22 protein-coding genes and 1 pseudogene are annotated in these 24,821 nt (G+C 55.4%); 12 read left to right on the top strand and 11 right to left on the bottom strand.

What is annotated here, in order from left to right; translation table 11 throughout:
- The 3 genes from DFR38_RS20310 to DFR38_RS20300 all read right to left on the bottom strand — a co-directional run.
- The coding region (locus DFR38_RS20310; protein ID WP_110313863.1) for a cytochrome ubiquinol oxidase subunit I at positions 1-1,517 on the bottom strand (1,517 nt) is incomplete at its 3' end.
- Positions 1,514-1,675 (bottom strand): cytochrome oxidase putative small subunit CydP, encoded by a 162-nt coding sequence (cydP, locus tag DFR38_RS21330; protein WP_158527781.1) that lies wholly within the window; start codon positions 1,673-1,675, stop codon positions 1,514-1,516. The genes DFR38_RS20310 and cydP, both read right to left, overlap by 4 nt.
- Before the next feature lie 507 nt (positions 1,676-2,182).
- On the bottom strand, positions 2,183-4,381 hold the full coding sequence (locus DFR38_RS20300; protein WP_059285593.1) for a TonB-dependent receptor: 2,199 nt from the start codon (positions 4,379-4,381) through the stop codon (positions 2,183-2,185).
- Positions 4,382-4,635: 254 nt separating this feature from the next.
- Between DFR38_RS20300 and DFR38_RS20295 the strand changes: the two genes are divergently transcribed.
- Genes DFR38_RS20295 through DFR38_RS20285 form a run of 3 tightly spaced genes read left to right on the top strand, consistent with a single transcriptional unit; the run spans position 4,636 to position 7,557 of the window.
- Positions 4,636-5,748: an ABC transporter substrate-binding protein gene (locus DFR38_RS20295; protein ID WP_110313862.1), complete on the top strand. Its 1,113-nt coding sequence runs from the start codon at positions 4,636-4,638 to the stop codon at positions 5,746-5,748.
- Positions 5,745-6,779: a FecCD family ABC transporter permease gene (locus DFR38_RS20290; RefSeq protein ID WP_059285594.1), complete on the top strand. Its 1,035-nt coding sequence runs from the start codon at positions 5,745-5,747 to the stop codon at positions 6,777-6,779. The genes DFR38_RS20295 and DFR38_RS20290 overlap by 4 nt, the downstream gene beginning before the upstream one ends.
- Before the next feature lies 1 nt (position 6,780).
- On the top strand, positions 6,781-7,557 hold the full coding sequence (locus DFR38_RS20285; protein ID WP_110313861.1) for an ABC transporter ATP-binding protein: 777 nt from the start codon (positions 6,781-6,783) through the stop codon (positions 7,555-7,557).
- Between the two features lie 18 nt (positions 7,558-7,575).
- Here DFR38_RS20285 and DFR38_RS20280 read toward each other — a convergent pair whose 3' ends face one another.
- On the bottom strand, positions 7,576-8,010 hold the full coding sequence (locus DFR38_RS20280; RefSeq protein WP_420865215.1) for a four-helix bundle copper-binding protein: 435 nt from the start codon (positions 8,008-8,010) through the stop codon (positions 7,576-7,578).
- 212 nt (positions 8,011-8,222) lie between these two features.
- Here DFR38_RS20280 and copC point away from each other — a divergent pair, with 212 nt between their 5' ends.
- Together copC and copD are read left to right on the top strand one after the other, a co-directional pair.
- A complete protein-coding gene (gene copC, locus DFR38_RS20275) occupies positions 8,223-8,588 on the top strand; it encodes a copper homeostasis periplasmic binding protein CopC (protein WP_059285596.1) in 366 nt (121 codons plus the stop codon).
- Positions 8,585-9,466, top strand: a complete 882-nt coding sequence (gene copD / locus DFR38_RS20270; protein WP_059285597.1) for a copper homeostasis membrane protein CopD — start codon at positions 8,585-8,587, stop codon at positions 9,464-9,466. Before copC ends, copD begins: the two co-directional genes overlap by 4 nt.
- Before the next feature lie 233 nt (positions 9,467-9,699).
- On the opposite strand, the gene DFR38_RS20265 is transcribed toward copD, so the two are convergent.
- The 3 genes from DFR38_RS20265 to DFR38_RS20255 all read right to left on the bottom strand — a co-directional run bounded on the left by DFR38_RS20265 (position 9,700) and on the right by DFR38_RS20255 (position 12,177).
- The gene (locus DFR38_RS20265; protein ID WP_059285576.1) at positions 9,700-10,515 is read right to left on the bottom strand and encodes a metal ABC transporter permease; all 816 of its coding nucleotides are present in this window, start codon (positions 10,513-10,515) and stop codon (positions 9,700-9,702) included.
- Positions 10,508-11,239 (bottom strand): metal ABC transporter ATP-binding protein, encoded by a 732-nt coding sequence (locus DFR38_RS20260; RefSeq protein ID WP_239688608.1) that lies wholly within the window; start codon positions 11,237-11,239, stop codon positions 10,508-10,510. Before DFR38_RS20260 ends, DFR38_RS20265 begins: the two co-directional genes overlap by 8 nt.
- Before the next feature lie 62 nt (positions 11,240-11,301).
- Positions 11,302-12,177, bottom strand: a complete 876-nt coding sequence (locus tag DFR38_RS20255; RefSeq protein ID WP_059285578.1) for a metal ABC transporter solute-binding protein — start codon at positions 12,175-12,177, stop codon at positions 11,302-11,304.
- Positions 12,178-12,314: 137 nt separating this feature from the next.
- Between DFR38_RS20255 and DFR38_RS20250 the strand changes: the two are divergent.
- Positions 12,315-13,004 (top strand): annotated as a pseudogene (locus DFR38_RS20250) (DUF1826 domain-containing protein).
- 34 nt (positions 13,005-13,038) lie between these two features.
- Positions 13,039-14,250: a zinc metallochaperone GTPase ZigA gene (zigA, locus tag DFR38_RS20240; protein ID WP_059287268.1), complete on the top strand. Its 1,212-nt coding sequence runs from the start codon at positions 13,039-13,041 to the stop codon at positions 14,248-14,250.
- Positions 14,251-15,409: 1,159 nt separating this feature from the next.
- Here zigA and DFR38_RS20235 read toward each other — a convergent pair.
- Together DFR38_RS20235 and DFR38_RS21150 are read right to left on the bottom strand one after the other, a co-directional pair.
- Positions 15,410-16,081, bottom strand: a complete 672-nt coding sequence (locus DFR38_RS20235) for an EcsC family protein (protein ID WP_082693699.1) — start codon at positions 16,079-16,081, stop codon at positions 15,410-15,412.
- Positions 16,082-16,564: 483 nt separating this feature from the next.
- Positions 16,565-16,801: a hypothetical protein gene (locus DFR38_RS21150; RefSeq protein WP_146216030.1), complete on the bottom strand. Its 237-nt coding sequence runs from the start codon at positions 16,799-16,801 to the stop codon at positions 16,565-16,567.
- A gap of 582 nt (positions 16,802-17,383) precedes the next feature.
- On the opposite strand from DFR38_RS21150, the gene DFR38_RS20225 reads away from it, so the two are divergent.
- The 4 genes from DFR38_RS20225 (at position 17,384) to DFR38_RS20210 (ending at position 22,661) form a co-directional block, all read left to right on the top strand.
- A complete protein-coding gene (locus DFR38_RS20225; RefSeq protein ID WP_059287266.1) occupies positions 17,384-19,018 on the top strand; it encodes an NERD domain-containing protein in 1,635 nt (544 codons plus the stop codon).
- 64 nt (positions 19,019-19,082) lie between these two features.
- Positions 19,083-20,084, top strand: coding sequence for a helix-turn-helix transcriptional regulator (locus tag DFR38_RS20220; protein WP_059285497.1), 1,002 nt, complete (start codon positions 19,083-19,085; stop codon positions 20,082-20,084).
- 359 nt (positions 20,085-20,443) lie between these two features.
- Positions 20,444-21,541, top strand: a complete 1,098-nt coding sequence (locus DFR38_RS20215) for a YcjF family protein (protein WP_059285496.1) — start codon at positions 20,444-20,446, stop codon at positions 21,539-21,541.
- Positions 21,534-22,661: a GTPase family protein gene (locus tag DFR38_RS20210; RefSeq protein ID WP_059285495.1), complete on the top strand. Its 1,128-nt coding sequence runs from the start codon at positions 21,534-21,536 to the stop codon at positions 22,659-22,661. The genes DFR38_RS20215 and DFR38_RS20210 overlap by 8 nt, the downstream gene beginning before the upstream one ends.
- A gap of 382 nt (positions 22,662-23,043) precedes the next feature.
- Here DFR38_RS20210 and DFR38_RS20205 read toward each other — a convergent pair whose 3' ends face one another.
- Positions 23,044-23,361 (bottom strand): hypothetical protein, encoded by a 318-nt coding sequence (locus DFR38_RS20205; protein ID WP_146216029.1) that lies wholly within the window; start codon positions 23,359-23,361, stop codon positions 23,044-23,046.
- 154 nt (positions 23,362-23,515) lie between these two features.
- Here DFR38_RS20205 and DFR38_RS20200 point away from each other — a divergent pair, with 154 nt between their 5' ends.
- Positions 23,516-23,947, top strand: coding sequence for a helix-turn-helix domain-containing protein (locus DFR38_RS20200; protein WP_110313858.1), 432 nt, complete (start codon positions 23,516-23,518; stop codon positions 23,945-23,947).
- Here DFR38_RS20200 and DFR38_RS20195 read toward each other — a convergent pair.
- On the bottom strand, positions 23,908-24,687 hold the full coding sequence (locus DFR38_RS20195; protein ID WP_110313857.1) for a DUF6538 domain-containing protein: 780 nt from the start codon (positions 24,685-24,687) through the stop codon (positions 23,908-23,910). The two genes, DFR38_RS20200 and DFR38_RS20195, sit on opposite strands and share 40 nt — an antisense overlap.
- Positions 24,688-24,821 lie beyond the last annotated feature (134 nt).

Genomic DNA, 24,821 nt, shown 5'->3' with positions numbered 1-24,821 from the left:
CCCAGGCTGGCCGGGCCCAGCTTGGCGTACTTCACCATCAGGAACATTTCGGCAATCAGCAGGCCGGTGTAGAACAGCACAAAGCCGGTCAGCGAGGCCACCACACTGCCCGCGGTCAGCGAGGAGGTGGACAGGTGGGTCGGCAGCAGGCCGTATACCGTCCACGGCTGGCGACCGTATTCGGCCACTACCCAGCCCAGCTCGGCGGCAATCCACGGCAGCGGAATCCACAGCAGCGCCCACTTGAGCAGCCAGGTTTTGCCGGCAAAGCGGTTGCGCAGCGAGAACCAGAAGGCGCAGGCAAACAGCAGCAGGAAGCTGAAGCCCAGACCGGCCATCAGGCGGAAGCTCCAGAACATCGGCGCCACATCGGGAATGGTGCTCCAGGCCGCCTGGTCGATGATGGCCGGGCTGGCAGTACGCACATCCGCCACATACTTTTTCAGCAGCAGGCCAAAGCCCAGGTCGCCCTGTTTGTTTTCGAAGGCGGCACGCAAAGCCGCATCCTGCGGTGCCTTGCGCAGGGCTTCCAGTGCAATGACCGCTTGCTGACCATTCAGAATGCGCTGCTTGTTGCGTGCCACAATCTGATTGATGCCAGGGATTTCCTTGCTGGTGGAGCGGGTGCCAATCAGGCCCATCACATAAGGAAGGCGGATTTCGTAGTGATTGGTGCGATTAGCCTGGTCCGGAATGGCAAACAGGGTCAGCGCAGCCGGTGCCGGCTCGGTATTCCAGATGCCTTCGATGGCGGCAATCTTGGTTTGCTGCGATTCCGCCACGGTATAGCCGGACTCATCCCCCAGCACAATCACCGACAAGGCCGAAGCAAAACCGAAGGCCGCAGCAATGCGGAAGCTGCGGCGGGCAAACGCCAGGTCACGCCCCTTCAGGATGTACCAGCTGGAAATACCCAGCACAAAGCAGGCGGCCGTCACATAACCGGCGCTGACGGTGTGGACAAACTTGGCCTGGGCCACCGGGTTGAACACGATGTCCCACATCGAGCTCATTTCCATGCGCATGGTCTGGTAATTGAAATGCGCGCCCACCGGGTCCTGCATCCAGCCATTGGCAATCAGGATCCACAAGGCGGACAGATTGGAGCCGATGGCCATCAGGATGGTCACCAGCAAATGCTTGCCGCGCGACAACCGGTCCCAGCCAAAGAAAAACAGGCCGATAAAGGTGGATTCCAGGAAGAAGGCCATCAAGCCTTCAATCGCCAGCGGGGTGCCGAAAATATCCCCGACATAATGCGAGTAATAGGCCCAGTTGGTACCAAACTGGAATTCCATGGTGATGCCGGTGGTCACCCCCAGCGCGAAATTGATACCGAACAACTTGCCCCAGAAACGGGTCATGTCGCGGTAGATTTCCTGTCTGGTAATCACATAGGCGGATTCCATGATAACCAGAATCCACACCATGCCCAAAGTTAACGGTACAAACAGAAAGTGATACAGGGCAGTTACAGCAAACTGCAGCCGCGATATATCTACCAGTGCTTCATTCATGGTGCTAGCTCCTCGTGTTGCAACCAGTGCGTGGCGGCCTTGGCCGGCACCACCGCCGGCCGTTCACGGAAAAATGCCGACCACAACAGGGCCAGCAGAATCAACTTCACCAGCAATACCAGGACAATATCCCGGCGATAATTTTTTTTGTCTTTCATGGCCTCATGCACCTGCAATAAAAAACAGCGACACCATGCCATATAACTGGAATTGCCAGAATGCGACCAAATGTCGCAAGCCCTCAATATCCTTTATTTTCAAGTGGTTTTTCAAGTGCGACATATTGTCGCAATCAAAAAACATAGCGTAGAAATAAAAAAGCCGCCTCGGGGGGAGGCGGCACTCAACAAAGTGTTTGAAGTTTGTTTGAGGTAACAAAATGATATATCCATTGCGGGAAGATGAAAATGTGACATATTGCCGCAGAATGGCAAGCGCTGAAATAATAATGAAATGAAAATGCCCACCTGGTCAGGGCGGGCATTTATTCTGCATGGTCAGTGCAGTTAAAACATTGGGTTAGCAAGCCTTGGAGTGCTTGTATTCCGGAATCCACTATAAACAAACCAGGCGACAAATAAAATGTGGCATATTGTCGCAGCTAAAAACCACTCATATTGAGCCAATCATACAGACAGGCTCAACATGAGATGCACACAACATACTCAGAACTTGTAGTTGAAGGCGGTATACAGCGAACGGGCTGGCCCCGGCACACCAACACCCCAGGCAATGCTGTTGATACCCATCGTCGCACCCTGGCCGGTATAGGCCCCGCCCAGCGGCAGCGTGTAGAAGCGGTTGAACACATTGTCGATGCCCACATCCACGCTGAATTGCTTGGTTTCATAGCGGGTGCGCAGGTTGAACAGGCTGTAGCCAGGGGTTTTGGCCTCATTACGCACGGCAGAAACCTCAGTCTTGGCGCGGACAGCCTGCCATTCGGCGGTGCTGGTCCACTGCCCCAGCTTGTTCACCAGCGCCAGCTTGGCGTTGAGCGGCATGATGTTGTACAGATTATCGCCGGTAGTCAGGTTTTCGCCACGGGTGTAGCTAAGCTGGGCGGTGGCATCAAAGCTGCCATAGGCCGTGTTTTTGGCTAGCTGCAGTTTGCCGCTGACATCCACGCCGTATAGCTGGGCGTTCTGGTTGACGTATTGCAGCACCACATAGCCGGTGGTGGCGGTACTGCTGGCATCGTAACGCTTGGCATCAATGTAGTTTTGCACATAGCTATAGTACGGGCTCAGCTTGAACTGCCACGCCTCGCCATCAGCAGCATGCCAGTCAACACTGCTGCTCAGGGTATTGGCCACTTCCGGCTTGAGGTTGGGGTTACCCACATAACCGTTACCATCACCGGCAAAGTTATTCATGATGGAGGTCATGCTGTCGGTGGCCCAGGTGTAGCGTTCGTACAGATTGGGCGAGCGCGTCTTGCGGGCAAAGGCCAGTTCATACTGCTGGCTGACTGACGGGGTGTAGCGGGTCAGCGCCGAGAAGTCGATATTGTTGTCGGTACTGGCATGGCTCTGGGCATTGAAGGCAGCAGCGTCGCTGTCGTACATGCTGCTGTAGCCGGATACATTGTCGGCATTGGTTTTCACCTGGCTCAGGCGGGTACCGATGATGCTGCGCCATTGCGGGGTCCAGTCCGCCTGCCATTCGGCAAACAGGTCCAGTTTGTCGCGCTTGCCGTTCTTGATGTTCCAGAAGGTTTCCGGCCCCATCATCATGGTGTCACCCGCTACTGGCGGCCACCAGTCATTCAACTGATAGCGCTGGAATTCGGTACCCAGCTTCAGCTTGTTGCTGGCATTCAATGGTAGATCCAGCGTCAGGCTGCCTCCCTGAGTGTGGCTGGCGGTGTCCATCGGCATGCCGATGTCGCCCATGTAATCCAGCTGCTTGTCATTGCCGAAGTCCATGTGATGACGCACATACTGGCTGTACAGGCGGGCATCCAGCTCACCCCAGGCAAACTGGCCGTTGTAGTGCAGGTTCAGCTGGTTGCTGCTGTTGTCGGTCATGTCCATACGCTGGTTGGCAAAGCCCTCATACGGGGTTCGCTGCACACCCACCCTGGCTTCCAGCAACTGGTAGCTGTCACGCCAGGCCACGCCCAGTTCGTGATTTTCGGTCTTGTAGGCGGTGGAGCCCACGGTGTCACCATCCATCCAGGCGCGACCAGAAGCTGCTGCACCGGCACTCTTGAAGTTGGCAGCAGCGTCGTAGTTGTTGCTGCGGGCGGTGGAGCCGGTGTAGTTGATGCTGACATGATCATTAGCCAGGGTGGCACTGGCATTGGCACCACGGGCATCGCCATTGCTACGGTAGAAGGCCCCTACTTCACCGGCCTGCAAGATCTGGCCCGACTCGGCAAACTGCGGCGCAGCCGACTTGGCCACAATCACCCCGCCAATATTGTCGCCACCAGCACTAACCGGGGCTGCGCCGTTATACACCTGCACGCTGTCCACCTTGCTGGCATCCATATACGACAGCGGCGAGTTCATGTGATTGGGACAGGAGGCAATCAGGCTGGCGCCATCGGTCTTCACCAGCAGGCGGTCATCAGCCAGGCCGCGCAGTACCGGCAGGCTGGAAAAACCACCGGCGGCATGCAGGTTCAGGCCGGGGATGTCTTGCAGCAGCTGGGCGCTGTCGCTGCTGCGCGCTGCCTGGCCAGCCAGCTGTGCCTGATTGAGGGTGCTTCCATTGGCCAAGCTGTCCGGCCGGGTGCCGTGGACCACCACCTCCGGCATTTGCTGTACTTCAGTGCTGTCGGCAGCGTGGGCCAGCTGACCAAGGGCGGACAGGGCAAGGGTGACGGCCACGACGGCAGGTTTGGTCTGGTAATGCATGTTGTTTCCCAAGTGAGCAACGGATAATCAGCCGGGCCGGTCAAACTGGTGATTGCCAGCCCTGTTATGCCAACCAGGCCCAGGCATGCTTGCCGAACGCAGTTCGGCGGCCTGGCCTGTCAATCTTGCGAGCTTACAAGCTTGCCAAGACAAAGCGCTGTGACATATTGCCGCACCATGCTGCGACAATTTGCCGCAGCCACCCATCCCGCCCTTTCCTTAAAATGAGGGCCTTGTCACTCCATGACCAAAGAATGATGACCAGCCGTCGCACCGCCATCCTTGCCCTGTGCCTGTCCAGCCTGCTGGCCCTGCCCGCCTTTGCCAAACCGCTCACCATCAGTGATGCGCTCAATCGCAAGGTGGTGGTGGATGTACCCGCCAAACGGGTAGTACTGGGTTTCAATTTCGAGGATTTCACCGCCATCGCCGGTACCGAGGGCTGGAAGCGGGTGGTAGGCATCAGCAAAAACCCCTGGGCTGGCTGGCGCCCGGCCAACTGGGCGCTTTATCAGCAGGTGATTCCGTCACTCAAAACCATGCCGGACGTAGGCTATAGCGAGGACAACACCTTTAGCGCGGAAAAGGTGATTGCGCTGAAGCCGGACGTGCTGATCCTGCCCGAGGGCAGCTTCAAGGTGCTGGGCACGGCGGTACAGCAAATCACCCAGGCGGGCATTCCCATTGTGGTGATCGACTACAACGCCCAGACGCTGGAGCGGCATCTGGCCAGCACCCGCGCCATTGGTGCGGTGATGGGCAGCAATATCCGTGCAGAGGAACTGGCGCAGCAATACCAGCGCAAATACCGTGACATCCTGCGCCGCGTGGCACTGGCCAAGGCCAGCAGCAAGCCAAAGGTATATGTAGAGCTGGGCCGCGACGGCGCAGACACGGTGGGCAATACCTACCGCGACACCATGTGGGGCAAGCTGCTGGACACCCTGGGCGCAGACAATCTGGCCAATGGCCGCATTGCCGCCAACTGGGGGCCGCTGAACCCGGAAGCGGTGCTGTCCGCCCAGCCGGACTACATCTTCATTGCCGGCTCGTCCTGGGTAAACCGCCCCAAGGCAGTCAAACTCGGATACAACCATAACGCTGCGGACGCCCGCGCCAGCCTGCAGGCTTATCTGGGCCGCCCCGGCTGGAGCAGCTTGCCCGCCGTACGCCAACAGCATGTTTATGCCATCGAACATGGCCTGTGCCGCAGCCTGAACGACTACACCGCCATGGCCTTTATCGCCAAGCAGCTGTACCCGGCCCAGTTTGCCGATGTAGACCCGCTGGCCGAATTGCGCCAGTACCACCAGCGCTATCTGCCGGTTGCCTATAGCGGCAGCTGGTTGCTGTCTCTCAAGCCATGAGCACACTGACTCTCGCGCTGGCTGGCCGCTGGCAGTCCCGGCTTGGCCGCAGCGGCTTGCTGCTGCTGGCAGCGCTGCTGCTGACCGGCAGTTTGCTGCTGGACATTGCCAGCGGCCCGGCACAGCTGAGCATTGCCCAGGTGCTGCACAGCCTGCTGCAGGGGGAAGGGGGGGATGGTGTCATCGTGTGGCAAATCCGCCTGCCGGTGGCGCTGATGGCGCTGGCGGTGGGTGCGGCGCTGGGCGTGTCCGGTCTGATCATGCAGACCGTGCTGCACAATCCGCTGGCCAGCAGCTATACGCTGGGCATTTCCGCCGGGGCCGGTTTTGGCGCGGCCCTATTCATAGTGGCGGGCAGCAGCCTGGGGCTGGCCGAAGCCTGGGGCCTGCCGCTGTGCGCGCTGGGCTTTGCCTTTGTCGCCGGCAGTGCGGTATTGCTGATCGGCCGTCACCGTGGTGGTAATGCCGAATCCTATGTACTGGCCGGTATTGCGCTGCTATTCCTGTTTCAGGCTCTGTTGTCCTTGCTGCAATACCTGGCCGCACCGGACGCCCTGGCACAGATCGTATTCTGGCTGTTTGGCAGCCTGTACAAAAGCGGCTGGCATGCGGTGGGACTGATGTGGCTTACCCTGCTGCTGGCCTGTGGCGTGCTGGCGCGCGACGCCTGGCGCTTTACCGCACTGAGTCTGTCGGATGAACGCGCCGCCAGCCTGGGCATTGCCGTGGCCCGTCTGCGCTGGCGCGCACTGGCCCTGGTGTCCTTGCTCACCGGCGTGGCCGTGGCCTTTGTCGGCACCATCGGTTTTGTCGGGCTGATTGCCCCGCATATGGCGCGCATGCTGCTGGGGGAGGACCACCGGCTGTTGATTCCCGGCGCGGCGCTGTCGGGTGCCTTGTTGCTGTCGCTGGCTTCGGTGCTGGGCAAATGGCTGTCGCCCGGCGGGCTCATTCCCATCGGCATTGTCACGGCGCTGATCGGCCTGCCCTTCTTCCTGCTGCTGATCTTGCGCAGCAAAGGCGGGCAATAAGATGCTGCAACTCGAACAGCTGTCAGTACGCCTGGCCGGACAAACCGTGCTGCACGGGCTGAACCTTGGCAGCGGGCCGCAAGGCAGCATCACCTGCCTGCTGGGGCCCAACGGCTGCGGCAAATCCACCCTGCTGCGCACCCTGGCCGGGCAACTGGCCTATAGCGGCAGCATCCGGCATGCCCATCAACCCGACTGGCAACACCGTCACGGCACCCTGCCCGCCAAGGTAGCCTGGCTGCCGCAGGACTGTGGTAGCCAAAGCCGCCTGAGCGCAGTGGAAGTGGTGCTGCTGGGCAAGGTGCAAAGCCTGGGCTGGCGCGTGCCGGAACAGCTGCAGCAGCAAGCGCGGCAGCAACTGGCGCAGCTGGGCTTGTCCGCTGTGGCACAACAGCCGCTATGCCAACTGAGTGGCGGGCAGCGCCAGATGGTGTTTCTGGCACAAGCCCTGATGCGTGAACCATCCGTCCTGCTGCTGGACGAACCCATCAGCGCGCTGGACCTGCAACACCAGCAGCAAGTACTGGCGCTGATTGAGCAGCAAACCCGCCAGCGCAATATGCTCACCATCATGGTGCTGCACGACCTGAATGCCGCACTGCGTTACAGCCAGCATTGCTGGCTGCTGCAACAGGGGCGCGTGCTGGCGGCTGGGGCAACGGCAGAAGTAATGACCCCGGCCTTGCTCAGTCAGCTATACGACACACCCCTCTCCAGCATCACCGCCGATGACGGCTTTGCACTGTTTTACCATGGTCGGCAGGCACTGCCCGCCTGAGGGCCGTGGCCTGCAGGCTCAGGCTGCAAACGCGCGGCACTGCTTGATGCAGGCAGCGCAGGACTCCATGCAGGCGCGGCACGGCGCGTGCATGCTGTGCTGTTTGCAGGCTTTTTCACATACGGTACAGGCTTCCAGCGCCACCTTGGCCATTGCTGGCAACAAGGCCGAATCCTGTGCTGCCAGGCTTTGCAAGGCGGTACAGCACGCCAGCATCTGGTTGACGGCCTTGGAACAATCAGCCATCGAATCATCACCATTGCCCAGCAAAAACAGGCAATGGGCCAGACAGTGCTGGCCATTCAGCACACAGTGGCTTGCTGCCTCTGCCAGCGCAGCCGTCTTGCTGACAGGTGCGCTCGTCCCGGGCATGCTCTCCGCCCGGCCCACCGTGCTCAATGCTGCTAGCGTAAAGGCACCAACTGCGCCAATGGCTTCACGACGGTCCATCATTCCTCCAATCAATATTTCAGGACATAGGGTTTCAATGCTACGCCAGATCATGCAATCTGCGCGCAAAATAAAACGGCACCAGGCCGGGCAGCTGCGTGCCAGCCGGCCCTGAATACAGGATGAAATGCCCTGTGCAGCACTTGGGCGTGCCGCCTGTGCTGGCCCGGACCGTTTTTTTATAATCTATCTTTTCCACACCAACAGGAGTTCCCATGCTGCGTTTTATCCGTTTTGCCCTGCTGATCATCACCGCCAGCCTGTTCACCAGCACGGCCGCCTGGGCCCATGCCCATCTGAAAGCAGCCGAGCCGGCCGCCAACAGCGTAGTCAGCAGCCCTGCCAGCCTGAACCTGACATTTTCCGAAGCACTGGATGTGAAATTCAGCGGCATCAAGCTGATTAACGCCACCCAACAGGACATCGCTCTGGGTGAAGCCACGCTGAGCAATGGCGGCAAGACACTGGTGGTGAAACCGGCCCAGCCATTGCCGGCAGGAAGCTACCAGGTGGAATGGCATGCCTTGTCCGTGGATGGCCACAAGACCACCGGCACGTATCGCTTCAGCGTAGGCAAGTGAACTCGGCTGATTACTTGTTATGGCTGTGCCGCTGGCTGACAGACGGTGCCGCCATGTACCTGTTCGGCACGGCCCTGTTTCTGCTCAGTCTGGCGCCAGGCGGGCTGGGCAGCCGGCTCTGGCATGCCTTTCAGCCAAGGCTTGGCGGGATTCGCTGGCTCATCCTGCTCGCCACCTTGTGTGCACTACCCTTGCACAACGCCATCCTTGCCGACAGCTGGGCAGACAGCTGGCAGATCAGCAGCCTGGCCATGCTGGCCGGTGAATCCACTATCGGTCGGGCCTGGTGCTGGCAGTTGGCAGCTGCCTTGCTGCTGGTGCTGTCCGGCCATGCCGGACAAAGGGCTGGTGCTGCGCCAGTGACGGCACTCCTTGCCGCCGCATTATTGGCCAGCCTGACGCTCACTGGTCACGCGGCAATGCATGACGGCTGGCTCGGCGTTGTCCATCAACTCAACGACCTGCTGCATTTACTCGCTGCGGCAGCTTGGCTGGGTGCCCTGCCGCTGGTATTGCAACTGATGCGGCAAACCGGGCCATGGCGGCAGCCTGCCATGCAGGCGCTGATCCGCTTTTCCACGGCGGGTCATGTGCTTGTTGCAGTCGTCATCCTCACCGGCATGGGCAATTTCTATCTGATCAACGGCGGTTTGCTGGCCGATGGTTTTTCCGCGTATACCATCCTGCTGGGCTTAAAACTGCTGGCCGTGTTCGGCATGGTGCTGCTGGCCGTGTTCAACCGCTACTATCTTGTTCCGCGCATGCGCGACAAGCACAGCGCCACTCCCTGCTTCATCCGCGCCGTTAACATGCAAATTGCCCTGTGTCTGCTTGCTTTGGCATTGCTAGCCTGCCTGGGCACGCTGGATCCGCACTGAAATTCCGTATCCGGCAAGCATGCCATCAGCTGGCCACCAGACTTGGTTCAGCAGCCATCGCCGGCACACCTTCAGGGGCAAGGAAACTGCATATTGGCTGTTATCAAACACAGGGAAGGAAAAACCAGGGCGCCGCCGCCGGTCAGGCAAGTCCTGACCGGCGGCGGCTTCATACGGCTGCCCGGCGGCTGTCCGGGGCTCAAGAGCCAGCCCCGCGACAAAATCCGCTGGGCTCAGACGGCGGATGCCAGGGGGCGGCGGTTGCGCTGCATGCGCAGCACGGTCACCGCCAGATAAGCACTGCTACTGAGCGCGGTAATCCAGAAGCTGGTAGGCCAATCCGTATAGAAAGCCAGGGTAATGCCCAGCCATGCTTCGGCCAGTGCCAGCAGCGCTGCCAGCAGCACCCCGGTTCCCAGGTGTGAAGTCAGCTTTTGCGCGGTTGCCGCAGGCCCCACCATCAGCGTGAATACCAGCAAGACGCCAACAATCTGGATACATTCCGCCGTGGTCAAGGCCACAATGGCCAGAAACAGCATGGACACCTGCCGCAGGGAAACGCCCTTGGCCTCGGCCAGCTCGGGTTGCAGACTGGCAAAGACCAGCGGGCGGGCCATGATGGCCAGCAACAGCAGGCAAGCCATGCCCAGCCATGCCAATGTCCATAGCGTGTCGGTATTCACCCCGAGGACGTTGCCAAACAGCAAGGCAGTGGCTTGTGTGGCATAGGCAGTAAAGAAATGTAGAAACAGCATGCCCAGGCCCAGGGCCAGTGACAGGATGGTGCCAATCACAATATCACTGCCCTGCAGGCGCTCACCCAGGGCCCCCATGGATACACCGCCAAGCAAGGTAACCCAGATCAGCCCCCACATGGGCGACAGGCCAAGCAGCGCTGCGCCGGTTGCACCGGCAAAGCCGACGTGTGACAAGGCATGGCCGGCAAAGGTCTGCCCGCGCATGACCAGAAAGAACCCCACTACCCCGGCCAGCACGGACACCAGGCCACCGGCGATGAAGGCGTTCTGCATGAAGTCGAATTCAAGCATGGTGGCAGTGCTCCTCTTTTTCCACTTCAACATCACCGGCCATCACGAAAATGCGGTTTTTCATGCGTATCACATCAATATTGGACCCATACAGCCGCGATAACACCGGCTTGGTAATGACCTCGTCCACCTTGCCCAGCGCCGCCTGACCCCGCCCCAGATACAAGACCTGGTCGATGGCACCAAGCAGCGGATTGAGCTCATGCGCGCTGAAGATCACGGTAATGCCCAGCTCTTGCTGTACCTGTTTCACCAGCGTCACCACCCCATGCTGGTGGTGCGGGTCCAGACTGATCAGGGGCTCATCCAGCAACAGCAGACGTGGCCGGCCCAGCAAGGCTTGCGCCAGCAACAGCCGCTGCCGCTCGCCCCCCGACGTTTCCATGAGCGGGCGCCGTGCCAGCTCGGTGGCCCCCACCATGTCGAGCGCCCAGTACACTTCCTGGCGCGCGGCGCGGCTCAGGATGGGCAGCCCCCAGCGATGGCCATTGCAGGCACTGGCGACAAAGTCCCAGCCACGCAGCCGCATATTGCCGGCCAGACTGCGCAGCTGCGGGATATACCCTACCGCAGCATTGCCGCGCGAGGCTGGCTCGCCCAGTACGCGGATGCTGCCGCCAGCGGGCCGTATCAGGCCGAGTACCGTGCGCATCAGCGTGGTCTTGCCCGCCCCGTTGGGGCCGAGCATGCCAATGAACAGCCCTTGGCCAATATCCAGACTCACGTCCGACAAGACCGCTCTTCCAGCGAAAGAGACGGTCACCTGTTGCAAGGAAAGAGCGTGCATCACTTGCCGGACGACAAAGCCTGATTCAGCGCGTTCAGCTGGCCGAGCATCCAGTCCTGATAATGCTTGCCGGTCGGTGCGGTCTCGGTAACGCCCACCACGGGAACCTTGGCTTCCTTGGCAATCTTCTGCACACGCTTGGCCGACTGGTCCGAAGCCTGGCTGTTGTAGAACAGCACTTTTACCTTGTGGGTTTTCAGGTCGTTTTCGAAGGCGGCAACGTCACTGGCACTAGGCTCGGTGTTGTTCATGACGGCCAGCTGGAATTTCTCATTACGCATCTTGAAGCCAAGCGCGCTGGCCATATAACCGAAGACAGGCTCGGTGGCGGTTACCGGCGTACCTGCGTATTTGTCATGAATCGACTTTACCTTGCTGTTGATTGCCTGCAGCGAATCCAGAAAGCGCTTCAGGTTCTGTTGGTACTCGGCCTTGTTGGAAGGGTCCGCAGCCTCCAGCTCCAGCGCAATCGCTTTGGCTACCAGCGGCATGGTGGCCGGGTCGTACCACAGGTGCGGGTTATCACCGGTTTTTTTCTGCATCAATTGACCGGCAACGATTTCCTTGCGGCCGGCAGCTTTGGCAGCGGACAGCAGCTTGGCCATCCACGGGTCGTAATCGATGCCGTTATACACCACCAGCCGGGCGGCACTCAGGGCCTTGGCAGTAGAGGCACTGGCTTCGAACAGGTGCGGGTCCTGATCCGGATTGCTCAGGATGCTGGTGACGTGCACATGCTTGCCGCCCACTTGCTGGGCAACATCGCCATAAAAATTTTCACCAGCCACGATGTTGATCGGCTGAGTGGCTGCCTGGGCAAGCAGCGGTGCGCAGGCCAGGGCCAGGAGTGAAGCAAGGCGGGTGATGCGATTCATGGTTATTCTCACTTTCCGGTGTTATGTTATAACGCTTTGGCGATTTTATGTAATGATATAACATTGTGCAAACTATTTTTACGCCCGCCTCCCCGCCTGACAGAACATCAACGCCGCGGGCGGTGGCGGGCAGCGTGATGACAAGGACACCCACGATGACTGTCGCCCTCAACCCAGCGCCTTGCGCGACACCACCTACAAGCTCACTGTACGAAGCAAGCCGACTGACCGACCTGGTGCGCATTTTCGACGAGGACATACAGCTTTGCCTGTATCCGCGCAGCCCGATAGAGCCCATCACCCGCTACTTTGCCGCTGCACGCGAGCAGGGTGTGCTCGGGCTGGGCTTCCGACTGGTGGCCACCCCGGGCCAGGCGCTGGATATTTCGGGCCTAGCCGCCCTGCCCGGACGTGACGCCCTACTGCAGGACATGGCTTATCTGCTTGATATCTATGCCGAGTTGATTGGCTGTCCGCAGGTTGGCATGCGTCTTGAAGTGCTCGACCGCGCCATGTGCCCGCGCTTTCATGTCGACCGGACGGGCGTGCGCATGCTGTGCACCTACTACGGCCAGGGTACTGAATGGCTAAGCGAAGACGCCGCCGACCGCAGCAAGCTAGGCCGCCTGGCCCAGGGCATGCCGGACGAAACCTCCGGACTGATCCGCAACCCGGCGGCCATCCGGCAGGCTCCGCCCTTTGCCCTGCTCCTGCTCAAGGGAACGCAATGACAGGGCAATGATGGCCGTGGCGCGATTCATCGCTCCCCCGCCCCGGACCCGCTGGAGCCATGCCGTGTACTACTGGCGCTGGACGCCATTTGGTAGCCCGCCACCCAATTTGAACTCCCAAGGAACAACCATGCAAAAACTCCCTGTCACCGTGCTGTCCGGCTTTCTTGGCGCAGGCAAAACCACCCTGCTCAATCACATCCTCAACAACCGTGAAGGCAAGCGGGTTGCCGTCATCGTCAACGACATGTCGGAAGTCAATATCGACGCCCGCCTGGTGCGCGAGGGTGGTGCCGCCTTGTCACGTGCCGAAGAAAAACTGGTCGAGATGAGCAATGGCTGCATTTGCTGCACCTTGCGCGAAGACCTGCTGATTGAAATTGACCGACTGGCACGCACTGGCCGTTTTGACTACCTCTTGATCGAATCAACAGGCATTGCCGAACCGTTGCCCGTGGCAGAAACCTTCACCTTCCGCGATGACGACGGGGCAAGCCTGTCGGACATTGCCCAGTTGGACACCATGGTGACGGTGGTCGATGCCCACAATTTTTTGCGCGATTACAGTTGCCGTGACCAACTGACAGACCGTGGTGAAAGCCTGGGCGAAGCAGATGATCGCGCTGTGGTGGACTTGCTGGTTGAGCAAGTGGAATTTTGTGACGTGATCGTGCTGAACAAAACCGACCTGGTCAGCCCGCAAGAGCTGGACCGCCTCGACAGCATTCTGCGCTCGCTCAATCCGCACGCCGACATCGTGCACAGTGCGTTTGGTACAGTCCCCCTCAATCGCGTGCTCAATACCGGCCGCTTCGACTTCGACAAGGCAGCGGAAGCCGCCGGATGGCTGAGCGAGTTGCGCGGCGAGCATGTACCGGAGAGCGAGGAATACGGCATCAGCAGTTTCGTCTACCGTGCCCGTCGGCCCTTTCACCCGCAGCGCCTGTGGGACAGGTTTGCCTGCCAATGGCCAGGGGTGATACGTTCGAAAGGCTATTTCTGGTTGGCCAACCGGCCGGACTTTGCCGGCAGTTGGTCTCAGGCGGGTGCCATCTCACGCCATGCCTGTGCCGGCCTGTGGTGGGCAGCAGTCGCCAGGGAGGACTGGCCGGACGACCCGGAAAGTGTGGCAATGATCGAGGCGCGTTGGGAAGCACCCTGGGGCGACCGCCAGCAAGAACTGGTGCTGATCGGCATGAAGATGGACCAAGCCGCACTGATTGCCGGGTTTGATGCCTGCCTGATGACCGATGCAGAACTGGCTAGCGGCGAGCAAGGCTGTTGCGGCCTGGCTGATCCCTTCCCCAGCTGGGCGTTAAATCCGGAAGAAAGCGCTGCCTAAGGCAAAGCCGCACATGCCTGTTGTGTTCTCCAAACCTTCAGGCTATTGGAGCCATCTTCCGCCTGATGCAGGAAGGACCGCCAAGACCGAATTGCCGTCACGACACCCTGCCTTCACACAGGGTGATCTCATTTAAAGGTACTGGACGAACACAGAGAGTCAGGACTTGCCCTCCCCCATCACAGGAAAAGGTAGCAGTAAGGAAGCGTTAGATTTTGCGCACCGGTGCCAAAAAAAGCGCAAATAGTGCCAAAACCCTGCAAATTGGCGGTGACAATAAAAGTGCAAATGAGTGCCAAAACGGCCGCAACGTTACAATGGCATACCGAAAATCACAGGCAATAAAAAGCCCTGAATAATCAGGGTTTTAATGTAGATACTTGGCAAAGGGGAGTTCTAGATTTTTTCGCAAAAACCCCTATTTTTCTGGCGCATTTTAGCAAGTCTACACATTTAAACAATCGCTTTTGTGTAGAAGTATTTTAGTATTGTAGTCGATATAGAAACTCTGAGAAAGTTAGTCTAAGCATTTCTACACCCGCTCGTTTTGGCAATAGAGAGGCTCATGCCCCAGCCCAACTGCCCAGAGCCCCCACTCAAGGCTACAAAACTGCCATTTCCCTTACCGCCATACTGACCTTGCATTTCGTCTCTTGTAAATTCACGCTTCTGATCCAACGCACAATTACAATGTGAACACACCTCCAGACACTAGTCTGATCAAGGCTGGGAAGCCTCGTGAAACGACATGCTCTTACTTCAGACAAATCAATAGTGTCGGATATGAGTATCAGCTCATCATCGCGAGCGTCTTTTACCCAGTGCTTGATTTCGTGCATCCCTTCAAGTTTCTTGTATTCTCGATATGCTTTCTGTCGTGCCTCAGCATTAACATGCCTCGAAGGTCGACCACATTTCATCTTTAAAGAAACAGGAATATAAAGAAACTACCGATTCACATGGCTTTGTTAATGGCATGGACGCTACCTCTGACCAGCTTTCCCGGTGAGATAGCAGGTGTATCACTTACAAAGGGTCCACCATGAGAATCAAGACCATCGACGTATACCTAGCCAAAAAATTTTCCAAATTCACGCATAAGTAATAAAAAAAGCATGATTTTTAAAAAACCATGCCGTAAGAGTCACCGCATTATAGCTTATCGCGCACTCGCTTGCCAACGATCAAAATAATCTGATTTATACTCTGCAATCATTGTTTTTGCTGCATTTTTTGCAAATAAATAATTCAACCCACCACCTAAAGCAGCACCGACAAAAGGAATCAATTTTACAGTTTGAGTTTTTGTTAGTTTCACACCTAACAATTTTGCCACTTCCATAATCAGTTTAATGGCAACGTTAGCAGACGGACCTTTTTTTGCGGTATTTTCAGCTACCGCCTTGACTACCTGAGTACGAATGGCCGCCTGAGCTGCACCATCAAACCCAAGCGCCTTAAGATAAATAATCTGCGATTTCTCTTGATGAATTGTATTTTGAAGATTAAATCCGTTTAAAATTGCCATTTTCCGATTAAGCCTATACAACTGAGCTGCCATATTAGAAATATCCACACTAGCCAATGCTACTGTAGTTACAGGACCTCCAATTCCGCTAGTCGCACCACTTACTGCGCAATAATTTGCAGCCAAAGCAGCATATTTTTCCATCAACTTTTCGATATAAGCATAATTATGCGGTTGATCGACAAAGTCTTGAATAGACTGAACATTCAACCCATAATCTCTAGCATCATTCAGAACATCCTGCGGTTCAATATCCAAAACAATTTCCTTGATTTTTGAAAGAAAAGTCGAATCATTACTCATGACCTTATCCTTAATTTATTTTTAAGATGCTGAACACGATACCGATACTATCAAAAAATAGCGCATACCAACAAAAAAATCGTCACTTTTAGGCAAAAACCAAAAACAAGCACCCTAAGCATGTTGATTTCCATTTGGATTAAGTTAGTCTTTATACAGTTGCTACATAATTGCGAAAATGCCATCATTGAACACCTAACATAACGGCTCATCACCTTGAGTGCGGGGAAAGTGCGGAGAACACGCGATGATGTCTTGAGACCTCAGCAGGTTCATCGGAACCTTCTGCATGTCTTCGCAAAGAACTATCTCCGAAAAAGCAACCCCTGCTTCAACACACGCCCAAGCCTCTTCACCATGAAAGTAACCTTGGTATGGTCTATCCCGCTCTCCGTGGACAGTCGGTTAAGTACTTAGCATAAGGGCATTAGGCATCTCGTCTTGCCTACCATTTTCAAATCATGTACTTCATTCAAAAAGTGGCTAGCTGCAATAAAGCCGCCGCCGCATTTCACGCAAAGCCAGGAGAGCCAGCGCAGGCATCTCATCATCCACCCTGCTCATACCGTCGGCGAAGCTTACTTTGTAAATACGCAAGGCATTACGCAGGTCAATCAAGGGGATTTCTGAAAGTGGCTTGCTGGCAAATACGCTTACCAGTTGGGCATGCTCAACCGATGCTAGACAACAGGTCATGCCGGTGTTTAGTGGTGTACTCATGCGAGCCCCGGACTACACGAATTTACGCAATACACGCTCAACGACATGACCAAGTACGCCAGGCAGTCGTCTACCCGCCTCGGCTTTTAGCGGGGCAAAACCGCACTGAGGACACTGTTTGGCCCAAGCCGGCCGAATAAGTACGTCAGAAGTCATATGGATGGTCCGCTGCCAGTGGCAGCGCGGGCAGACAAATTTGAGCGGGCCGATTGGAACTGGCATGCAACTCTCCCCTTAGCGCGACAGGACGAAGTAAAGCAGTAGTGGAACACCTAGCAATGGGCAGGTAATGGCGAGCAAGACCGCGGCCAGCACCTGAAACCACTTGCTGACAAAGCGCCCTGGCACAAACAGGGATACGACAAACAACAACACGGCCATTGCTGTCCAGCCCGGATCACCCTCTCGTGACTGTCTCTGCTCTCGGAACATATGCCCACCCCTTCATCAAGACAGACACAGCATGACATTGACCTACGACAAACCTTGTCGCAAGGCATCAGAATTCATGCAATTTAACTAACGTAAATTTTGTTAGCTTCTGATATGGTTATGCCGTAACCATAAAAATGATGTCATCGCATGGCCACGCTTCTTCCGGACTTGTCGGGCAATACACGAAATTCCATCGGCTATCGCCGTGAAATGGATGTACTGGAACTGCTGCAAAAGACGCTGCCAGATGGCTATACCATCTTCCATAACGTGGAATGGCATAGCCTGTATGAAGAACGTGACTGTCACGGCGAGATAGACCTGATCATCATGAATCGTGCCGGCGACCTGCTGCTGGTCGAAGTCAAAGCCGGTGTGCTGAACGTTTGCGAAGAGAAACTGCTGAAAGATTATGGAACCCGTCAGCGAGATGTCGCCGCTCAGGTCAAGGTGCAATACGGTGCAATGCGCCAGTTGCTAGCCAAGGCCGAACTGAACGCTTCAGTAAGCAATTGCCTGGTATTGCCGGATTTCCACCTCACTGCCTCCCGTATTGTCGGCATCCCACGAGAGCGCATTTACGACAGCCAGGATTATCCCAACCTGCCGGCTCGTATCACGCAGCTACTGCCCTTGGGCCTGCCGAGCAGCACCGCAGATCAGGTCAGAGCCTTCCTGAGCAACCAACTGGATCTGCAGCCAGATATCGCCAGCCTGCAAGGCCAACTGCAACAGACCATCAAGGGGCTGGCCGATGGCCTAGCCACTTGGGTGCCACGCATACAGGCGCCATCGCGCCGCTACCGCATTCAGGCTACGGCCGGATCCGGCAAAACCCAGCTGGCCATTGCCCTGTTGCAAGAGGCCAAACAAAAGGGGCTCTCTGCACGGTACGTCTGCTTCAACCGGCCACTTGCCGAGCAGATGTCACGCATTGCTCCAGAGCAATGCAGTACCTTTCACGCGCTCTGCATTGAAGCCTACCGCAAGCAGCACCCGGCACCGGATTTTCAAGACCCGGCCACATTCCAGCAAGCCGAGCAGCACTACCTGCAAGAACTGGCCAAGCAGCAGGGTAATTTGGACCTGCTCATTTTGGACGAAGCACAAGATCTGCAACCCGAATGGCTGAATGGCCTGACTACCCTGCTGAGCCCAATGGGACGCTTATATCTGCTGGAAGACACCGACCAATGCCTCTATGGCCGTCCGCCATACCAGCTGGCCGATGCAGTTGAAATTAGCTGCATGGATAACTTTCGCAGCCCGCAGATGGTCTGCCGCGCCATCAATGCCTTTGGCTTGGCCAAAGACACTATCAAATCAAAAAGCCCCTGGCGTGGGGAGTTACCAGCGTTTTACCTGTACGACGGTAGCGAAGAGGACTTGCTGCAGAAAACCGAAGACGCCATTCAAGCCCAATGCGCACAAGGCCATGACATCACCAATATCGCCGTACTAAGTACCAAAGGTATCCACCATTCCCGGCTGCTACGGCAAGACACGCTGGCCGGCTACAGCACCAAGCGCTACACCGGCCAATTTGCCGAAGACGGCCAAGCCAAATGGACCAAGGGCCTGCTGTTGCTGGACTCGGTCTATCGCTTCAAAGGGCAATCTGCCAACGCCGTCATCCTGACAGAAATTGACTTTGCAGAGCTGAGCCGCAGCGAACGCGCCAAGTTATTTGTAGGCATGACTCGCGGGCTGTTGTCGGTATCACTGGTCCTCACCCATGCCGCAGCAGAGCAACTGGCGGCAAACATGCAGGGCTCAGCCTGAGCGACAAGGTATGTCGCGACAATTTTTTATGCTTAAAACCAACAAGGCAATTGGGTAACAACACATGTCGCTATCACAAGAACGCGCGGAACGACTGGCCAGCATCGAGCGCCTGCTACCCAGCGACCAAAGTGCCAATCCACACGGACTCACCATCCAGGAAATTCGCAGCAGGCTGGACCAGATCGACCAGGACAGCACTCGCCATACCCGTACTCTACAGCGCGATTTGCAACTGCTGATCCAACAAGGACGTGTCCGCAAACTGGATAAGACCAGCGAACAACCAAGCTACCTGCGCATCGAAGATGCCGACGAGATTGATGACAGCATGTGGGACTACTTTATCGTCCACCTGAAACGCGAACTGGAAGGTATTGTCAGCAGCACAGAACTGGCCAAGTTGCTCAATCGGCTAAAACTGGATGAGCACGGCATCAGGCTGGATGAAAGCAAACTGTGCATTCTGCCAGACTCCCTGCGGCTGCAACCTGCAGAGATTAATCCCCAAGTATTCAGCACGGTGTTGCGTGCCCTGAAAGAAAAACGCGCACTACAAGTCAGCTACCGCGATCGCCAGGAAAAAAGCAGCACCCCTACCCTGCACCCACAAGGCATCATGCAGCGCGGGCCGCGCATCTACCTGTTCGCCCTGAAAAATGATGAGCAGGAAGAACGGCTCTACGCCATCGATCGCATTCGAAGTGCCTCACTGCTGGCGGAACCTGTTCGCAGTAACCCTGATTTCGACTTCCAGCAGCACATCGCTGCCGGTCGCGCTGATTTCGCCAACGGCGAAACCATCACACTGAAAGCGATTGTTCGCGGCTATGTGGAGGACCTGGTACGTGACTGCAAGCTGCACGAAAGCCAGAAGCTGGAACCACTGGACAATGGGGAGGCTGGCTCACTACTTACGGTGACAATGCCATCCAGCGGGCAATTGCTGAGGTGGGTGTTGGCTGGAGGTGAGAATATTATTGTGAAAGAGCCTTTTGCTCTTAAAGAGATTGTAATAAACCAGGTAACCGCAACAGGTCAACAATATATTTCATCTTCGCAATGAATATCAGACTTAGAAAACTATTTATTGAAAACATTCCATGAATTAAATCATTAACACTCTTCACAACGAAAAAGCCAATAAATATTCAAACATATGGCCACACTCACGCAAAATGCATCCCTACTTAATAATTCCATTAAAATACCACAACCCGCACCAATCGCTTACAGACAATTTATGAATTATTATTCTAAAAATCGTAACTAATAAAAAATTATCCAACAGAAATAGTTCATGAACACTAACACCACCAACACTAATTACCCATAACAATAAGCCTTCATGACAGATACTCCAAAACCTCACCCGAATCACTGAGCAGCCCTAACTAAGACGATAAATTTACAAAGGATATTAGAATGAACACACGTGACAACTTCGATTTTGGCGAGCGTTTTTCTGAAGAGTTTAGTAAGGTTCGCCGCGAAACAAAAAAACCTAACATCCTGGTGATGGGAGCAACCGGTACTGGTAAGAGTTCGCTAGTTAATCTAGTTTTCGATGAAGAACTAGCAGCAGTTGGCGCAGGAAAACCGGTTACAGATGGCGTACTTGCCTACGAGAATCAATTGGTACGTATTTATGACAGCGAAGGGTATGAGTCCGGCCAAGAGCAGCAAGCTCGTTTCAAGGCACGCGTTGTTGATTTCATTAATCGACAGGAATCCGATCTATCGGCACGAGTGCACTTGGTGTGGTACTGCATCAGCCAAGCTAACCACCGAGTATTAGACATAGATCTTGAAACTATCCGTTGCGTTGCCTCCATGCAAGTGCCAATTGCAGTAGTGATGACTCAAGCAGACCAGGTTTCAGAAGACGACAGTGCCAAAATGTTAGCTACAATCCAAAACAGCTGTCCTAGTGTGACTATATTTGAGTCTTCCACAAATCCAGATCTCGGATTGAGTACGGAGCCACTGATTCAGTGGGCATACGACAACTTGTCTGAAGCACTACGAATTGGTTTCATTTCTGCCAGCAAACATGCGATCAAACTGAAACGTAGCGAGTCTCTCAAAATCGTAGCTCAGCATTCGGTAGCAGCTGCGACTATGGCTGCAAGCCCGATTCCGTTTTCCGATGCCCCCCTACTTGTAGGAAACCAAATGGCTATGCTGGCGCGGCTAGCCTCGATCTGGAATCTGTCAGGACTTCAAGCGGTCGCTGGTGGTAGCACTACTGGAATGCTTATGACCCAGCTCGGACGAACGCTTGCCGGTAATCTTGTGAAGCTAATTCCTGGCGTGGGTAGCTGGGTTGGAGGCACAGTGAATGCAACAGTGGCATCTGCTCTTACGGGTGCAATGGGCTACGCTGTCACCGAGATCTGCGCACAGATTCTCTCTGACGAATTGAATGGCGGTCGAATGAAGGAGTTCTCGGAGTATTTTAGTACAGAGATCATGGCTGAGATGGTAAAGCAGGCAATGCGTCGTGGAGGTACGCATGCTTAAAGTCAATGCACTGATTTTAGGGAAATCTGGAAGCGGGAAATCCTCCCTTCTTAACTACCTCTGGGGGGCCAAAATTGCAGATGTAGCTGCTGGCCGGCCTGTAACACCCGAATCAGATAGCTCAAGCCAAGGAATTTATCCCTACCCCCCGGTAATACTGGACGAGCTACAACTGGTGATTCATGACAGCTGGGGCATGGAAGCAAATAAGGCTGAGAAGTGGAAAGATTTGATCAAGAAAGAATCTCAAAAGTGTGACTCCTCGAACAAAATTAGCAATTGGATCCACACCATTATCTATTGCGTGAGTGCCAAAGGAGCACGGATTGAAGACTTCGAACTTGACTCAATCATTTCACCTCTAATTGCTGATGGAAACCGCATATTATTTGTATTAACCAAAGCTGATATCGCATCCGAAAACGAGAAGGTTTCTTTGCGTAATATTCTTACATCACAATTTCCACACCAAAGCGGAATTATTGAAGTGAGTAGTCACTCCCAACTGTTACGCAGTGGAAAACGGACTGAGGCATTTGGTCGAGAAGAAATGCTGGAAGCAATTCTATCGAATCTTCGACAAAATCTGATTGAAAAGATCCCGACTCAACTTCTGCGACGTGCACGCGAAGGCACAGCAACGCTGCGCCGCGAAGCAATCGCTTACTATAATAAAGAAGCAGGCTTCACTCGTACCTACCCTGCTGTTCTCAGCGAGGTGGGTGCACTCGTTCAGAATGACTCCAGCAAATTAGTAATTAACATTAACTTATGGGTAGAACAAGCACTCAAAGATGCTGCAGAAATCTATCATTTAGTAGGCATGCAGTTTAGTCCGAATAATTTTAGCAAAAATGATAATAAAACATTCAGCGGTGCCGCATTTCTGACTCAAAGTAATATTTCTTGGAAAGCGGAGGACTACATTGCAAACACACTATTCCACCTAGTACCAGGCATCAACATTCTATTCATGTTTGCCAAGAAAGAGATGCACCGCAATATGCTCATCGAAAAATTAGATGAAGGTATTAATAGTTTTGAAAATGATATAGTCAAAATTGCACAGCAGATACACTCGAAACTGGGAGAGGTACTCGCACTACCGGCACCGACCTGAAGCCACGACACCCAGACTATACTGCCATGCTAGATTATTAAGGTCCGCCATGTGCAGAAATGCGCCAGAAGTACCACCTCGCAGCGCGGGGTGGTCACCTACACTATTGAGTTAACTCAATCTAGTTTCCTCTTCGGACTATAAAAGAAAAGTGTACTAACTGCCGCCACAACACCCGCCACCACACCCATTTCAAAATTACCCGTCGTCAGAGCTACCACAGCAAAACCGGCGACGAAGGCCACAATACAAAGCCACTTCAGTAGCCAGCCAGGCAATAACAGCTGCTGCGATACTGAAGCCCACCACAAGAACCACAATGAGCAGCAAGAGGATAAGAATCAGCTTCATAGCTATCGTCCCGGGAAACTTACGCTGGTAGTCAGATCAACTTTGCAACAAATGCCGGCACCGGATACTCCTTGCCCAGCAGATAATTCCCCGCCAAGCGCTCCAGCCATACACGGGAGCACTGCACACCCTCAGCCTTCACCACGTAGCCCTGCTCACCCTTCACCAAGGTATAGGGAGCGATAGTCAGCTCAACCACGTCCTGCTCGCCATGCGGGATGAAAGACACTGTGCAACTGGCTGCCTTGGCATCCAGACTGACGGACTCCATGGCCAGGTAGGTATCCAGCTGGCTTTGCATCCACACCTTCAGTGCCTTACTGATTGCCATATCGACAAGACTTTTCATTGCGCCATCCTTCTTCAAAATTGATTTATACCAAGACAATGTCATTTCAAGCGCATGCTACACATTGCATTTTAACCCGCCAAGCAGGTTGTTGATTGTTTTATGATTCATAACCACTTAGAATCACACCAGCAAGTGACTGGAGCATGTCCCCGTGAAGAAAATTACCTACTCGTCAGTGGTTGGTGCCGTGATTGCAGAGGAGCGCGAACTGCGGGAAGTCAGCCAACAAGTAGCTGCCAACGTAGCAGGCATGACCCAATCCACTTGGGCCCGGCTGGAACTGGGACGTGCCTGCACACTGGAGAACATCATCAAGGCATCCAAAGCCTTCCGCTTTGAGCCATGGCAACTATTCAAGGTGGTGGACGACCGGGTGAAAAGCCTGGAACTGCAAGGCTACGAGGTTGTACCTGACACACCGTCGGAAGAAGAAATCAAGAAAGATGCCGACGGCTGGATGACCGCCCGCAACCTGATTACCAACACATCCCTGCTGGGACTGGGTGCAGTGGCTGGCGCCGGCGCAGTGATGGGTGTGATGCCCTATATCGAGCGCATTTTCAAAGACAAATTCAAGTCGTAGCCATCGTACAGAGTGTCGACCAGCAGCGGCATGACCGCCGTCACCTTGCGCAGCATCGCCACCTTGTCCAGCTTCTGGTAGTAGGCCAGATAGCTTTGGGTGACTTCTGACAGCATCGGGGTTTCCAGCCGCTGCGACATGACCGGTGTCGGCACCTCCTTGCCGTCATAGCGGCTGAGCAGCTTTTCATTGGTGCGGATGGCCATGCGGCCATAGGCCAGTGCCAGCCGGCGCATCTCTGGCTCAGTGGCTTTGAGCTGGTAGCGGTACAGCCGCAGGAATTGTTCCAGCGGTCCACGCAGTAGCTCGTAGTCACCAATGGCCACTGCGCCTTTGAGAATGCGGTTGGCCTCGGTGTAACCGGTCTGGTATTCCTCGACTTCGTCCAGCGTGTAGTGACCGCTTTCGCGCCGTGCTTCATCCCCAGCCAGGCTGGCCGACTCTGCATGCAGGCAGATGGCGTCAATGACTTCGGGAGTGAGTGCGTCGATGTGGGTGATGGCGGCGAGTTGCGTACGCGCGTAACGCTCCGCCTGCCGTTGTCGTTTTTCCTCCCATTCGGAGATCAGACGGGCTTCTTCCGCGCGATGGCGCTCGACAGCCGTGCGGTAGTCTTTGGTGCGTAGCGAGAACGTGATTTCTTTTTTGCCGGGATAGCAAACAAGAACGTCAGTAGGGATACGACGACGAAGATAGTAGGTGCCGGATTGGGGGTGGCGTTGCAGGCCTGTGGGTAACATTGGCATCGTTCATTGAGTTCCGATCCAGAGTATAGGAAGGGCGGTTTCAAGAGCCAAGTGCAACGGTGGTTGGAATCCTGATATCCAGATTGAAGCAACATTCCCAGAATGCTTCGCTGGGCTTCTTAAACCCT

Origin of the sequence: Aquitalea magnusonii (assembly GCF_003202035.1) — a bacterium.
In the GTDB taxonomy this organism is placed as follows: domain Bacteria; phylum Pseudomonadota; class Gammaproteobacteria; order Burkholderiales; family Chromobacteriaceae; genus Aquitalea; species Aquitalea magnusonii.
Note: the sequence above shows the minus strand (reverse complement) of the source record. Positions and strands in the feature narration are given on the sequence as shown.

Bases quoted from the DNA above. Each gene is read 5' to 3' on its own strand.
- cydP (WP_158527781.1), bottom strand. From the start codon at position 1,675: ATGAAAGACAAAAAAAATTATCGCCGGGATATTGTCCTGGTATTGCTG.
- DFR38_RS20300 (WP_059285593.1), bottom strand. From the start codon at position 4,381: ATGCATTACCAGACCAAACCTGCCGTCGTGGCCGTCACCCTTGCCCTG.
- DFR38_RS20295 (WP_110313862.1), top strand. From the start codon at position 4,636: ATGATGACCAGCCGTCGCACCGCCATCCTTGCCCTGTGCCTGTCCAGC.
- DFR38_RS20290 (WP_059285594.1), top strand. From the start codon at position 5,745: ATGAGCACACTGACTCTCGCGCTGGCTGGCCGCTGGCAGTCCCGGCTT.
- DFR38_RS20285 (WP_110313861.1), top strand. From the start codon at position 6,781: ATGCTGCAACTCGAACAGCTGTCAGTACGCCTGGCCGGACAAACCGTG.
- DFR38_RS20280 (WP_420865215.1), bottom strand. From the start codon at position 8,010: ATGATGGACCGTCGTGAAGCCATTGGCGCAGTTGGTGCCTTTACGCTA.
- copC (WP_059285596.1), top strand. From the start codon at position 8,223: ATGCTGCGTTTTATCCGTTTTGCCCTGCTGATCATCACCGCCAGCCTG.
- DFR38_RS20265 (WP_059285576.1), bottom strand. From the start codon at position 10,515: ATGCTTGAATTCGACTTCATGCAGAACGCCTTCATCGCCGGTGGCCTG.
- DFR38_RS20255 (WP_059285578.1), bottom strand. From the start codon at position 12,177: ATGAATCGCATCACCCGCCTTGCTTCACTCCTGGCCCTGGCCTGCGCA.
- zigA (WP_059287268.1), top strand. From the start codon at position 13,039: ATGCAAAAACTCCCTGTCACCGTGCTGTCCGGCTTTCTTGGCGCAGGC.
- DFR38_RS20235 (WP_082693699.1), bottom strand. From the start codon at position 16,081: ATGAGTAATGATTCGACTTTTCTTTCAAAAATCAAGGAAATTGTTTTG.
- DFR38_RS21150 (WP_146216030.1), bottom strand. From the start codon at position 16,801: ATGAGTACACCACTAAACACCGGCATGACCTGTTGTCTAGCATCGGTT.
- DFR38_RS20225 (WP_059287266.1), top strand. From the start codon at position 17,384: ATGGCCACGCTTCTTCCGGACTTGTCGGGCAATACACGAAATTCCATC.
- DFR38_RS20220 (WP_059285497.1), top strand. From the start codon at position 19,083: ATGTCGCTATCACAAGAACGCGCGGAACGACTGGCCAGCATCGAGCGC.
- DFR38_RS20215 (WP_059285496.1), top strand. From the start codon at position 20,444: ATGAACACACGTGACAACTTCGATTTTGGCGAGCGTTTTTCTGAAGAG.
- DFR38_RS20210 (WP_059285495.1), top strand. From the start codon at position 21,534: ATGCTTAAAGTCAATGCACTGATTTTAGGGAAATCTGGAAGCGGGAAA.
- DFR38_RS20205 (WP_146216029.1), bottom strand. From the start codon at position 23,361: ATGAAAAGTCTTGTCGATATGGCAATCAGTAAGGCACTGAAGGTGTGG.
- DFR38_RS20195 (WP_110313857.1), bottom strand. From the start codon at position 24,687: ATGTTACCCACAGGCCTGCAACGCCACCCCCAATCCGGCACCTACTAT.